Origin of the sequence: Tritonibacter litoralis (assembly GCF_009496005.1) — a bacterium.
GTDB classification, from domain to species: domain Bacteria; phylum Pseudomonadota; class Alphaproteobacteria; order Rhodobacterales; family Rhodobacteraceae; genus Epibacterium; species Epibacterium litoralis.
This window is the reverse complement of the sequence record NZ_WIBF01000007.1, coordinates 134,914-148,655: the sequence shown is the minus strand read 5'-3', so window position 1 is coordinate 148,655 and position 13,742 is coordinate 134,914. Positions and strand designations below refer to the sequence as shown.

Sequence of the window (13,742 nt, the reverse complement as noted above, 5' to 3'; positions counted from 1 at the left end):
CCTTTTTAAAAATCGCGCCTCTTACGGGCGCTGCACCTCAAACGGTTGATCGAACCAAAATTCTTCAAGATTATCGCCTGTGCCGATCCGATCGATCACAGCAAAAAGACCCGGAGCCTCCAGTGGCGTCAAAACCCCATGCCAGGTCCCGCGATGGAAATTGATCGCCTGCCCGGGTCGCGTTTCAAAGGCCAAGGGACGACCGGGGGTGCCACCTTCGTCTGCTGCGACAATCACCAAAAACCCATGTGCACTCATGGGAACAAAGGCCTGACTACCCTCGGGGTGGCGTTCCACCATATCCAGGCGATAGGGCAATTGCCGGGCCTCAGCCTGAAACAGGCTCAGGCCAGCACGCCCGTCGCCAAAGGCCAGGTTGGCTCGGTCATGATAGCGGCCACAAGCCCCCTGGTTGATGATTTTATCCGGATTGCCAGTGGTGTCCAACAGATCACCAAAGGGCGCAAACCCCGTTTCGGTGATCGGTTCAATCAGGATGACATCTGCGGGCAGAACCGGTGCGGCGGTCATGGCAGCAGATCCATCAACCGATGAAGCGCAATGCGTTCGACCTGCCGACAGGCCTCATCGAATTCCTCTGCGCCGCTGTTTTTCATACGCTGCTCAAACGCCGCCAGGATCGAGGATTTGCTGTGATCGCGCACTGCGATGATAAAGGGGAAGCCAAAGCGGGCCGTATATTCGGTGTTCAATTTTGTGAACTGGCTGCGCTCCGCATCCGTCAACGCGTCCAACCCGGCCGAGGCCTGTTCCGAGGTGCTTTCTGCAGTCAGATATTTGGCCGCCGCCAATTTGCCCGCCAGGTCAGGGTGCGCCATCAAAACGGCCTTGCGCTCAGCCTCGCTTGCGCAGCGAAATGCACGACACAGCGCATTGTGCAGACCCAACGCGCGATCATGGGCGGGGCCCAGCTCCAACTGATAGGCACGTTCGGCAACCCAAGGAGAATGTTCAAAGATGCTGCCGTAGGCTGCGACAAACGCCTCTTGGCCCATCGCGCTGGGACGGGTGATGCGCTGGTGAGGATGGGTTTTGGCCCAATGTTCAGCAATATCAATGCGGCGCGGACACCAAACACCGTCAAACCCCTGGATGTAGTCGATAAACCGTTTGAGCCCTGCGGCCTTGCCCGGGCGTCCGATCAACCGGCAATGCAAGCCCACCGACATCATCTTGGGTGCGCCGTCTTCCGCTTCGGCATAGAGAAGATCAAACGCATCCTTTAGATACTGAAAGAATTGCTCACCCGTGATGTACCCCGGTGCCGTAGCAAAACGCATGTCGTTGGCTTCCAGCGTATATGGAATAATCAGCTGGTCACGGTCACCAACTTCCATCCAATAGGGAAGATCGTCGTCATAAGTGTCCGAAATGTAATCAAACCCGCCTTCTTCCGCCACCAGACGCACCGTATTTGCGCTGCAACGGCCTGTGTACCATCCCTGTGGGCGGCTGCCGACAACTTCTGTATGTAGGCGGATGGCGTCCGCAATGGCCGCGCGCTCTTCCTCTTCTGGCATGTCCTTGTGTTCGACCCATTTCAGCCCATGAGAGGCGATTTCCCAACCTGCCTCTTTCATGGCAGCCACCTGCTCAGGGGATCGGGCCAGTGCGGTGGCGACCCCGTAAATGGTCACGGGAATGGCCACTTGGGTGAACATCCGGTGCAACCGCCAGAAGCCAGCGCGCGCGCCATATTCATAGATTGATTCCATGTTCCAATGACGCTGCCCCGGCCATTGCGCGGCTCCAGGAATATCGGACAAAAACGCCTCGGATGCGGCATCACCGTGCAATATGTTGTTTTCGCCGCCTTCCTCATAGTTCAATACGAACTGAACCGCGACTTTTGCGCCGCCCGGCCATTTCGCATCCAAAGGGGCGGCCCCATATCCAATCATGTTTCGCGGGTAGCGCGGTGGCAAGTCTGAGGATGTCATCGGTCTCACGGTGCAGGTTGATCAAAACGTTATTCCTTACTATGCCAGAAGGCAGAGCGGTTTTTTCAAATTTTCCCGAAAGCACCTGAGGACACAGCGAATTTGCCTTGTACCAGAGCTTGGGGCAGAGTTTTGCCAAAGGCTTGAGCAAGGAGCGCGACAAATGAGCGGATATCTTACGACCCACGTGTTGGACACTAGCCGCGGCTGCCCGGCCGAGGGTTTACTGATTGAGCTCTATGCAATCACGCAAACGGCTCGCTCCAAATTGGTCGAGATGCGCACCAATTCGGATGGGCGGACAGATGCGCCCATTCTGCCAGAAAATAAGTTTGAAATTGGGACGTATGAGTTGGTGTTTCATGCCGGCGATTACCTGCGTTCCACAGGTCTGGCAGGGGCTGAGCCGTTGTTTCTTGACCAGATCCCGCTGCGTTTCGGGATGAGCGACAGCGACGCCCACTATCACGTGCCGCTTCTTCTGTCGCCGTACAGCTATTCAACCTATCGCGGCAGTTGAACCCTGCACAGAACAAAAGCTCCCGCCCGGCTTGGAGGCTTCATAGAAGCCCCCTCCCCCGTTGGGCCAAGCGCCGCTAACGCGGCGCGGTTGGCGCTGTTTCCAAAGCGAGCCGATCCAATTGGCCACCGTCGCGCCGCGCCAGCGGCGCTTGGCCCAAGGCTGTAATGCGGCCGCGCAAGCGGCGCTTTCAGGCGCGGGAGCTCCCCTCTTGTTCTGCGGACAGCACAGCTGCGCCCATTTGCGTTGCCATAAAGTCCAAAAACAGCCGTGTTTTTGGATCCTGATGGCGGCGATGGGCATAAAGGCACGCGAGCTGCACTGGCACGGGCGGCGTTTGAACCGCAACCGGGACCAATGCGCCGGAGGCGATCAGTGAGGCCACTTCAAACACCGGCTTCAGGACCACCCCCTCTCCCGCAACAGCCCAATCGGTCAAGACATCCCCATCATCGCATTCATGGCGCCCAGATACGGCAAAACGGCGCGGGCCTTCCTCTGTCTCCAGCTGCCATTGGAACTCATCCGCACCTGGGTATCTGAGGTTCAGGCAATTGTGCCCATGCGCGACCAAATCCGCACCCGACTGCGGCATCCCGCGCCGCGAAACATACTCTGGCGACGCACAAAGAACCCGGCTACACTCGGCGATTTTGCGCATTTTTAAGGCGCTATCCGAAGGCTGCCCCAGGAAAAACGCCAGATCCAGCCCCTCGGTGGTCAGGTCCACAGCCCTATCCGACAGGCGCAATCGGATCGCGATTTCGGGATAATCCTCAAGAAAACGCGGTACAGCAGGAGCCACCAAACGCCGTCCAATGCCCAAAGGGGCCGCAACAAACAACGTCCCGCGCGGCGTCTCTGTCAGCTGCATCACCTGCGCCTCGGCTTCATCCACCGCCTCCAGCACCGCCACAGCGCCCGGATAAAAGGCACGCCCTTGTTCCGTCGCCGACAGGTTGCGCGTGGTGCGTTGAAACAGCCGCACGCTCAGATAGTCTTCAAGCTGAGAAATCCGGGCCGAGGTCACCGCGGGTGAAATCCGCAAATCGCGGCCGGCCGCCGACATCGAGCCGAGCTCATAGACCCGAACAAAAGTCCGTATGTTATCTAGGTAAGACATTATGCCGATTTTTTTGATACTCTTGGCTCATACATAGGAATACCAGAAAAATGCAAATACCAATAGGGTCGCGATCAGAGGTGCCGAGGCAGATGCTCGGAAAAACAGCACAAAAGACAGGAGCATAGCGGATGTGGGATCTGGCGCTTTGGTGGGAATGGTTGAGTTTCGCGGCCCGGTGGACCCATGTCATCACCGCGATTGCGTGGATCGGTTCGTCTTTTTATTTCATCGCACTGGATCTTGGCCTGAACCGCGACATTGCAGGCCCTGCCGATGGCGAAGAATGGCAGGTCCACGGCGGCGGGTTTTATCACATCCAGAAATACCTGGTCGCGCCAGAGCGCATGCCGGAGCATCTGACCTGGTTCAAATGGGAAAGCTATGCAACCTGGCTTTCGGGTTTTGCCTTGTTGATGGTTGTCTATTGGGCCGGGGGTGAGATTTACCTGATCGACCAATCCAAAGCAGATCTGGATATCTATGAGGGCATGCTGTTGTCAGCGGCTGTTCTGGGCGGAGGCTGGCTGTTTTATAACACTCTGTGCCAGTCAAGAATGGCAAACCGGCCCACCGTGTTGATGGTGGTTTTGTTCCTGTTTCTTGTGGTTTTGGGCTGGGCGCTGAACCAAGTCTTCACGGGCCGTGCGATGATGCTGCATCTGGGGGCATTCACCGCGACGATCATGAGCGCGAATGTCTTTTTCATCATCATTCCAAACCAGAAAATCGTCGTGGCCGACCTAAAGGCCGGGCGCAAACCGGATCCCAAATACGGCAAGATCGCCAAGCTGCGTTCGACACATAACAACTACCTCACCTTGCCCGTGATTTTCCTGATGCTGTCGAACCATTATCCGCTGGCGTTTGCCAGCCATTACAATTGGTTGATCGCCGCGTTGGTGTTCTTGATGGGGGTGACGATCCGCCATTACTTCAACACCCATCATGCCAAAGCAGGTGATCCCAGGTGGACATGGGTTGCCACGGCTGTCCTGTTTCTGGCCGCCGTTTTCCTTTCGCTTGCAGGCCGGGAACAGGCGGGGGACGAAGACTATGCCTTGTCCGGCACCGCCCAGGCTCTGGCGGCGGCCCCGGGTTTTGACACGGTTCAAGAGATCGTCAGCGCCAATTGCAGCATGTGCCACGCGCGCGAGCCGTTTTACGACGGGATTGCCCACGCTCCCAAAGGCGTCTTGCTGGAAACCCCCAATGATCTGGCGCGCAATGGCCGGGCTGTTTTTCTGCAGGCAGGGGTAACCCATGCGATGCCCCCCGCAAATTTGACCTATATGGAGGATGAGGCCCGCGCAGCCATCCGGGCATGGTACCGCAGCGCAGATCTGCAGGGGCTGGGCCAGTTGTAATTTCGACCCCAGCCTCGCCAATTTCCCCGTTCCTCAGCAGCCATGGTCCGTGCTACTGGTTGGATTAAGTTACAAAGTGCGCACATGAGGCGGGGAGCACATGATTTCAGGGCCCGATCTGTCCCAAGTTCTGCGCAATTTTGCCGTCGCTGCTGGTCTATGCGCCATTCTTTGCCTGGCCACACCTGTCAAAGCCGTTCCCACGGATTTTTCCACGCCAAGCGCCAGCGAAGATCTGCGTGAACGGCTTTTAAAAACATCGGCCACATGGCGCGCACGCGGCCGCAGCGCGGATGCGGTTCAGGACATCCTTGCCGCAGCCCTGTCGGACTATCGCAGTCTGGTGCAGGTTCTTTATGATCAGGGGTTTTTCTCGCCTGTCGTCTCGATCAAAATTGATGGGCGCGAGGCGGCCGGGATCAATCCGCTGCGCCTGCCCGCGAAAATCGAAACTGTGCGTATCACCGTGGATCCGGGCGCGTCGTTTACATTGGGGCGGGCAACGGTGGCCCCGCTGCCCGCAAACCCACAAACCCCGCTGCCCAATGATTTTCGAAGCGGTGCCCCGGCTAACACCGGCATTTTACGCGATGCAGCAGCGGCCGGCGTGACAGCCTGGCGACAAGAAGGCCATGCCAAGGCGGATGTATCAGGGCAGTCGATAACCGCCAACCACCGCACACGTCGATTGGACGCCCAAATCCAACTGCAACCCGGCCCGCAGTTGCGGCTTGGGCAGCTGGACATCAAAGGCCCCAGCGATGTGCGGGATGAGGCCATTCGACGGATTGCAGGCTTGCCAGAAGGCGCGCGTTATCACCCCGATCTTGTCGCAAAATCCGCCAACCGTCTTCGGCGCACCGGGGCGTTTTCCTCGGTCGTGCTGCGCGAAGACGCGCAAGCAAACCCAGACCAGACGCTGGATTTCACCGCCGAAGTGAGTGACCAACCCAAGCGGCGATTTACCTTCGGCGGCGAGCTGACATCGGATGGTGCTGAAATCAGCACAACCTGGACCCATCGCAACCTCTTTGGAGGCGCTGAGCGTTTCCGGTTCGAAACACGGCTTTCGGGGATCGGTGGCAGTTCGGACATTGATGGCCGCATTGGGGTTCGCCTTGAACGACCGGCCACTTTGGGGCCCGACGACAGCACCTTTTACCTGGCTGAATTGGAACGCCTGGACGAAGAACATTACACGGCCCTGCGCGCGCTTGGAGCCATCGGGGTGCGGCGGATTTATTCCGACACGCTTGAGGGGGAGATTGCACTTGGGGCCGCCAGCAGTTTGGTCACAGATGCATTTGGAAAGCGTCGGTTCCGGTATCTGTTTGCCCGTGCCAAGCTGGAACAGGATCTGCGCAACAGCACCGTCAATGCCACAAACGGACATTTCCTTTCGGCCACTGTAACGCCCTTTGTCGGGCTGCGCGGCGCGAAATCCGGGCTGCAATTCATCGGGGACGCCCGGATTTATCGCCCGATCGGCAATCGGTTGGTCGCAGCGGCTCGGTTCCAGTTGGGATCGCTTCTGGGGCCCGGCCTCTCAGAAGTGTCTCCGACGCTGGGCTTTTTCTCGGGGGGCGCGGGGACCGTACGCGGGCAGGAGTTTCAGGCCTTTGGTGTGCCTGTGGGCGGCGAGACGGCAGCGGGGCGCGGATTTGCCGCGGTTTCCGCAGAATTGCGCGGGCAGTTAACCGACAGCCTATCGCTTGTGGGGTTTTATGATATTGGTTTGGTGTCTGCCGACAGCTTCCCAACATCTGGCGACAACCAGCATTCCGGCGCGGGCATCGGCCTGCGCTATGACATCGCAGGCATTGGTCCCTTGCGGCTTGATCTGGCGGTCCCCGTCAGCGGCGGCACCGAAGATGGATTGCAGTTTTACATTGGCATAGGACAAGCGTTTTGACCCTCAGACCTTTTCTGATCGCCGCAGCAGCCACCTCAATCACCTTGAGCCCTGTTCAGGCGCAAGAGAAGATCTCAACCGAAGACAGCGGCGGGTTTATTGTGCGCTTTCTTGAGGACAGCCTGTCAGGGGAAAACCGTTCCGTAAATGTGGTAGGGCTGACGGGGACGTTTTCGTCCCGCGCGCAGATCGAGCGATTGACCATCGCGGATTCCGACGGGATCTGGCTGGAGCTTGAGGGGGCCGAACTCGATTGGAATCGCGCCGCCCTTTTGCGCGGAAACCTGTCGGTCAACGCGCTTTCGGCCAAACGTATTGCGGTTTTACGCGCGCCCCTGCCCGCGCCAACGGATCCCGCGCTGCCCACGCCCGAGGCAACGCCGCTTCGCGTGCCAGAGCTTCCGATTGCCATCAAACTGGGCAGCCTGCAGGTGGATCGTATTGAACTAGGCGCGCCTTTACTGGGACAAGACAGCGTCTGGTCCTTAAATGGCGATTTGGACCTTGCGGACGGGGCCTTGGACAGCACGCTGGACTTGCTGCGGCTGGACCGAAAGGGGGACAAGCTGCAGATGGCGCTGCAGGTCGGGGCCGAAACAGATGGCGCAGATCTGGACTTGGTCGCCAGCGAAGCGCCCGGCGGATTAATCGGCAGCCTGTTGCCTTTGCCGCAGGCTCCGCGCCTTGATCTGACGTTGAATGGCACTGGCCCGCTGTCTGATTTCCGGGCTGATCTTGACTTTGCCGCCGCCGATTTGGCGCAGGTGACCGGCCAGGTGCGGATTGCCGCAGGTGACGCGAATGCCGAGGACCCGCAACAAGGGTTGGATTTCTCAGCCGATCTCAACGGCGATATTGATGCGCTGATCCCTGAGGTTTATCGGCCGTTCTTTGGCCCGGATCTACGCTTGCGGGTCAAAGGAGAGCAGTTTCAAACCGAAGCCGGCGCACAAGGTGTGGCGCTTCACTCTCTGGCGATTTCCAGCCGCGCCTTGCGGTTGAGCGGAGCGGCCATGGTGCAAGACGGTGCGCTGGAGACCGCGAACCTGCGGGCGACGGTTTTGCCGGAATCCGGCCAATCCCGTGTGATTTTGCCTGTTGCCGGCGGTGGGACCGCAGTGTCGGAACTGTCGCTGATCGCCCAGAAACCGGTTGGAAATACGTGGCAGTTGCGCGCTGATCTGATTGACTTGGAAACCGATGGGGCGGATCTGGATCAGGCAACCGTGACCATCGATGGTCTGTTGGAAAACGCCCCGTTCCAACTGGAAGCCCACACAGAAGCAACGCTGACAGGGCTGCGTTTGTCGGACCCTGCACTGTCTGCAGCACTTGGGCCGGAACTGTCGTTTGTCACGGACCTTTTGGCCGATGGAGAGAACCTGAATGCGCAAAACCTGCAGCTGACGTCCCAAGGCCTTGCGGTGGCGGGCAATGTGGCTGTTGCGGATTGGGCTGATGGTCTGGAAATTTCCTCGACATTGACAACCGAGGTCGACGCGCTGTCGCGCTTTGCCCCAATTGTCGGCTTTGACCTCTCTGGTGCGGCGTTTGCTGACGTCCAAGGACGCTATACCCCTCTGAGCGGAGCGTTTCACGCGAATCTAAAGGCCCGTACCCAAGATCTTGCCAGCGGCATTCCCCAACTGGATCCAATGATCGCCGGGGACAGTCACCTGACGCTCATCGCGCGCCGCGATGATGGTGGTCTTTTTATCGACGACTTTGCCCTGGATGCGCCCGGACTTACAGCCAAGGCCGCCGGAACCCTCAGCAGCGCGGATGGCCGCCTGGAATTGAACGCGCGGCTGGCTGATCTGGCACCACTGGTTCCACAAGTGCCGGGCCCGCTGACGATTGCCGGTAATGTTGCGCGCGCCGCCGACGTGTTTGACGGCATGCTCACCCTTCAAGGTCCCAACAGCTCTGACCTTAAACTCTCGGGGACCGCGACACTGGACGGCAGTGCGGATTTGCAACTAGACGCCACGCTGGCGCAATTGGAACGGTTTGTCCCACAACTTGCAGGTCAATTGCGTGCCACCGGATCGGCGCAACGCGAGGCCGGTTTGTGGCAGCTGGATCTGGATGCCCAAGGTCCCGCCGGTGTGAATGCCCAAGTCCGGGGAGCATGGGATGAGACCAAGGCCGAAGCCGACCTGCGCGCGACAGGTGACCTGCGGCTGGATGTGGCCAATTTGTTCATAGCGCCGAACCTTTTGACCGGGTCGGCGGGTTTTGACCTGACCCTGCGCGGCAAGCCGGGACTTGACGCTGTTTCGGGACAAATCCGCACCCAAGGCAGCCGCATTGTTCTGCCAGACGCAAGACAAGAGATCGACGCGATTTCCGGCGACGTCCGGATCGCCAATGCACGGGCTCAACTGGCATTGACCGCCGCCCCGCGCGACGGCGGGCAAGTGCGCGTGACCGGGCCGGTTGCGTTGCTGCCTCCGTTCAACAGCGACCTGTCCATCAACCTTGGCTCTGTGGTTCTGACAGACAATCTGATCTACAAAACCACGCTTGGCGGCGCGCTGCGCCTCAGCGGGGCGCTGACGCAGGGGCCTGTCATCGCAGGGCAAATTGACGTGGGCGAGACCAATATCAACATCGCCAGCGCCGGGGGGGCAATCGATGCGGCCCCAATCCCGGACATCCGCCACATTGGCGAAACTGCGTCCGCCTATCAAACCCGCCGCCACGCAGGATTAACAGAGCAGACCTCAGCGCAATCCAGCCGACCGATTGCGCTGGACCTCCTAATCAATGCGCCTAACCGGATCTTTGCACGCGGGCGGGGGCTTCGCTCAGAGCTCGGCGGCAGCCTTCGCATTCGTGGCACAGCAAACGCGCCAGAGCCCGCAGGGGAAATCAATCTGATCCGCGGCAGTTTCGACATCCTGGGGCGGCGTCTGACGTTGGATGACGGTCGCATCTCGCTGGTGGGAAGCCTGACGCCTTTCCTCGATTTCTCAGCCTCCAGCAACACCTCTGAGGGAACAGCAACCCTGCGCATTGCAGGGCCCGTAAACGCGCCCGAAATCCAAGTCACAGCAGAGCCCAACCGCCCAAGCGAAGAAGCGCTGGCGCTTTTGCTGTTTGGCGACAATGTGCAGGATCTCTCCCCGCTTGCTTTGGCGCGGTTGGCGGCCTCAGCCGCACGCCTCAGCGGACGCGGTTTGGGAACCGAAGAAAAACTGGCCGAAGAGACCGGCGTGGATGATGTGGATTTGGGGTTTGACAACCTTGGCACCGGACAGCTTGGCCTTGGCGGATATGCGGCGGAAAACCTTTATACAGATTTCAATGTTAACACCCGTGGTGACAGCGAGTTGTCGATTAACCTGGATCTGAGCCCAAGCTTATCCGTCTCCGGTACAGTCGACAGCACTGGAGAGACCGGCATCGGTCTGTTGTTTAAACGCGATTACTAACACCTCGGGGACGCAGGATGAGCTCCAAAACACTACCCAAAGTCGACGCGGTTGTGATAGGACGCAACGAAGGGGAGCGGTTGCTGACCTGCCTGCGCTCGTTGCAGGATGCCGTCGACCAGCTGGTCTATGTGGACAGCGGTTCAACCGATGGATCAGTTGACGCAGCGCGTGCCCTGGGTGCTGAGGTAGTCGAACTGGATATGTCGCGACCCTTCACCGCAGCACGGGCCCGAAACGCTGGTTTGGCGCAGTTAACAGGTGATGGGCTGGTCCAATTTGTGGATGGGGATTGCGAGGTTGTGCCAGGTTGGATCACCGTAGCGCGGCAATTTTTGGTGGCAAACCCGGAGGTGGCCGTTGTGTGCGGCCGAAGGCGTGAACGGGCACCAGAGGCCTCGCTTTACAATCGTTTTTGTGATGCGGAATGGGACACCCCTGTTGGAGAAGCAAAGGCCTGCGGCGGGGATGCCCTGATGCGGCTTGCGGCTCTGCGACAAGTGGGCGGCTACCGGGATGATTTGATTGCGGGTGAAGAGCCGGAAATGTGCGTCAGGCTACGTGCAGGCGGCTGGCGGATCTGGCGGATTGACGAAGAGATGACGCTGCATGATGCCCAGATGTTCAAGTTTCGCCAATGGTGGAAACGCACGCGCCGTGCCGGTCACGCTTTTGCCGAAGGTGCAGCCCTGCACGGATCCACACCCGAACGCCATTGGGTCAAGGAAACACGCCGGGCTTTGATCTGGGGCGCTGGTCTGCCAATCGCGATTTTTCTGGCCGCAGTAATATGGCCGCCGGCACTGTTGGGATTTGCGACCTATCTGCTGCAATTCGCGCGACTGGCGCGCAAAATGCCAATACCCGAAGCGGCGTTCAGCCTGCTGGGAAAATTTGCAGAGGCGCAAGGTGCCTTGGAATTCTATAAAAACCGCCTGACAGGTCAGCGCCGCGAGATTTTGGAGTACAAGTGAGGCTGCTGAAACCTGAGGCGTACCGCGTCCACAATTTGGCGCGGCAGGATCGCAAGACACTTGAGATACCTAGGGCCAAGCCGCAACGGGCTGCTCAGCGCGCGCCATAGCCATTCAAGCGCCAAATCACGCACCCATTTTGGCGCACGCCGTTGATGGCCACCCAGAAAATCAAGCCCGGCTCCAACAGAGGCAAAACCGACACTTGGGGCCAGTTGACGACCACGTTCCGCCATACGCTCTTGCTTTGGCGCACCAAGCGCAAGGAAGCAGAGGCCGATCCCTTTTTCTTGTAGGGTTTGCAGGATCCAGGCCGCCTCCTCACCTTCGGGGTCCAGTTTGCCTGGCGCATAGGACCAGGCCACATCCAAGCCCGGCACTTTTGCCTGCAAGGCCGCTGTCGCATCCTCAAGCGCCGCCGTTGAGCTGCCCACCAGTGCCACGGGAGCGCGCGCTTCAGCAGCCCAGTGACACAACGGGTCCACCATATCAGAGCCCGGCATCAACGAGACAGGACGCCCAGCCAACTTGGACAGCCACACAATTGGTCGCCCATCCGCAACAACCATATCTTGCTGTTGGTAAGCTTTTAAAAACTTTCCACAGCTAGACATTTTCACAAGATGATCCAGGTTGATGGTCGCCAACGCAAAACCCTGACGTGCGTGAAGCCGTTGAAGGACTTGCTCCCTCAAACTCTCGCGCGTCTCAACGTTGACCCGAATAAACTGTTCGCCAAAACGAAACTTCAAACCCAATCCCCCATCATGGCCGCAACAAAAGCCATGTTGCAAACCTGAACACGCCTCATTGAGGCCATAACAGGAAATCAAAAAGTAATCGACTTGCCAACTATGCATTTGTGTAAGCCCGCAATACATAATGGGGTAGTTGGGATCCGGAAAAAGAGTTTTTGAACCTGTAAAACACGCAAATGCCAAATGCGATTGCATCAGTAATGTTGATCCTTTGGCCTGTTATCAGCGTTATTCTGTTCCAAAGAATGCCGCTGGAGCGGGCTGTTCTCTGGTGTTTGATTGCCGGATACTTAATTTTGCCACCGGTTGCCGAATTCGATCTCCCATTGGTTCCGGATTTGGACAAATCCTCTATTCCGTCGCTTGTTGTTTTCCTCCTTTGCGTTTTCGTTCTGAAGAAACGGATTTCCTTTTGGCCAAAACCGATTCTCGCAAAGGCTCTGGTGCTGCTGTTTGTGCTGGGAGTGGTGCCTACGGTTCTCACCAACCGGGACACTTTGATCTTTGAAACCGTACAAAACGCGGCTCCCACTGTTTTCTTCAATGGGGCTGTTCCTGGACTGCGTCTGATCGATCTCGGCTCGGTGGTCGTCAACCAATTGATCGTGCTGATCCCGTTTTTTGTTGGTCGACGGTTTTTCGCATCACCCCAAGGACAACGTGAGATCGCTATCGCCCTGGTCATTGCAGCTATATTCTATTCAATTCCAGGCTTTGTCGAAATCCGCCTCAGCCCGCAGGTCAACACCTGGGTCTATGGGTTTTTCCAACATGATTTCAGCCAAACCATTCGCCAGGGTGGTTATCGTCCTCTGGTGTTTCTGGAACATCCTCTTTGGTATGCGCTGTTTGTAACCTATGCCGTCCTGAGCGCCGCAATTTTGATGAAAATGTCCAAAGATAAGCAGCAAGTCCGATACGGGTTTGCTTTGCTCTATCTGTTTGGCTTTTTGTTCCTATGCAAAAGTCTAGCGACGCAGATCTATGTATTATGTTTTATTCCAATTCTCCTATGGTCGCCGATCAAAACCCAACTCAGGATATGCGTAATCCTCGGAGTCATTGCGATCGTTTATCCTATGTTACGAAATTTCGAAGTTATCCCTTTGGACGCCATTATGGCGCAGGCTGAAGCCTACAGCGCAGAGCGGGCGCAATCCCTGGGCTATCGTTTGGACAACGAAGAGCTGATGCTGGCACGCGCCGCGGAAAAGCCTCTGTTTGGATGGGGCGGCTGGGGACGAAACCTGGTTCGCGATATCCAAACGGGCGAGATCATATCTATACCAGATGGGCGCTGGATTATCGTTTTTGGCACCTTTGGATGGTTTGGCTACATTGCAGAAATCGGCCTGCTCACGCTGCCGTTGTTTTACCTGTGGCAGCAGATGCGACATCGCGATGTTGAGGATGTATCACCCTACATCGGCGTTCTGGTCATCGTGTTGAGCGTGACCCTTTTGGATATGTTGCTGAACGCGACATTGATCCCTTTCACATGGCTCTGTGCCGGAGCGATTCTGGGATACGCCGAACAGCTCAAATACCCGAACCTGGATGAACAGAGGCGGAAACTGTTCCAGGGGAATCTTGCGATTGGCGACACCCGGACACCAAAAGAACAGCGGAGCGTGATGTGATACGCCATTGTTTTTTAAAACGCCCTCCGTGTCGCTATAGTCATTTCGGA

General features: G+C 57.8%; 10 protein-coding genes. 6 read left to right on the top strand and 4 right to left on the bottom strand.

Annotated features, from left to right (window positions below; genetic code table 11):
* Positions 1-21 precede the first annotated feature (21 nt).
* The gene (locus tag GFB49_RS12565; protein WP_153216229.1) at positions 22-531 is read right to left on the bottom strand and encodes an ureidoglycolate lyase; all 510 of its coding nucleotides are present in this window, start codon (positions 529-531) and stop codon (positions 22-24) included.
* The gene (gene puuE, locus GFB49_RS12560; protein WP_153216228.1) at positions 528-1,961 is read right to left on the bottom strand and encodes an allantoinase PuuE; all 1,434 of its coding nucleotides are present in this window, start codon (positions 1,959-1,961) and stop codon (positions 528-530) included. Before puuE ends, GFB49_RS12565 begins: the two co-directional genes overlap by 4 nt.
* A 163-nt stretch (positions 1,962-2,124) precedes the next feature.
* Between puuE and uraH the strand changes: the two genes are divergently transcribed.
* Positions 2,125-2,481, top strand: a complete 357-nt coding sequence (gene uraH, locus GFB49_RS12555; protein ID WP_153216227.1) for a hydroxyisourate hydrolase — start codon at positions 2,125-2,127, stop codon at positions 2,479-2,481.
* Between the two features lie 190 nt (positions 2,482-2,671).
* Here uraH and GFB49_RS12550 read toward each other — a convergent pair whose 3' ends face one another.
* On the bottom strand, positions 2,672-3,604 hold the full coding sequence (locus GFB49_RS12550) for a LysR family transcriptional regulator (protein ID WP_153216226.1): 933 nt from the start codon (positions 3,602-3,604) through the stop codon (positions 2,672-2,674).
* Between the two features lie 131 nt (positions 3,605-3,735).
* Between GFB49_RS12550 and GFB49_RS12545 the strand changes: the two genes are divergently transcribed.
* The 4 genes from GFB49_RS12545 to GFB49_RS12530 all read left to right on the top strand — a co-directional run bounded on the left by GFB49_RS12545 (position 3,736) and on the right by GFB49_RS12530 (position 11,294).
* Positions 3,736-4,971, top strand: coding sequence for a urate hydroxylase PuuD (locus tag GFB49_RS12545; RefSeq protein WP_153216225.1), 1,236 nt, complete (start codon positions 3,736-3,738; stop codon positions 4,969-4,971).
* Between the two features lie 100 nt (positions 4,972-5,071).
* A complete protein-coding gene (locus GFB49_RS12540; protein WP_153216224.1) occupies positions 5,072-6,883 on the top strand; it encodes an autotransporter assembly complex protein TamA in 1,812 nt (603 codons plus the stop codon).
* The gene (locus tag GFB49_RS12535) at positions 6,880-10,320 is read left to right on the top strand and encodes a translocation/assembly module TamB domain-containing protein (RefSeq protein WP_153216223.1); all 3,441 of its coding nucleotides are present in this window, start codon (positions 6,880-6,882) and stop codon (positions 10,318-10,320) included. The genes GFB49_RS12540 and GFB49_RS12535 overlap by 4 nt, the downstream gene beginning before the upstream one ends.
* Positions 10,321-10,337: 17 nt before the next feature.
* Complete coding sequence (locus tag GFB49_RS12530) at positions 10,338-11,294, top strand: glycosyltransferase family 2 protein (protein WP_153216222.1); 957 nt, start codon at positions 10,338-10,340, stop codon at positions 11,292-11,294.
* On the opposite strand, the gene GFB49_RS12525 is transcribed toward GFB49_RS12530, so the two are convergent.
* Positions 11,264-12,046 carry a WecB/TagA/CpsF family glycosyltransferase gene (locus GFB49_RS12525; RefSeq protein WP_425505220.1) on the bottom strand — a complete coding sequence of 261 codons (783 nt, stop codon included), beginning with the start codon at positions 12,044-12,046 and terminating at the stop codon, positions 11,264-11,266. The two genes, GFB49_RS12530 and GFB49_RS12525, sit on opposite strands and share 31 nt — an antisense overlap.
* A 473-nt stretch (positions 12,047-12,519) precedes the next feature.
* Between GFB49_RS12525 and GFB49_RS12520 the strand changes: the two genes are divergently transcribed.
* The gene (locus GFB49_RS12520) at positions 12,520-13,692 is read left to right on the top strand and encodes a hypothetical protein (RefSeq protein ID WP_343032561.1); all 1,173 of its coding nucleotides are present in this window, start codon (positions 12,520-12,522) and stop codon (positions 13,690-13,692) included.
* Positions 13,693-13,742 lie beyond the last annotated feature (50 nt).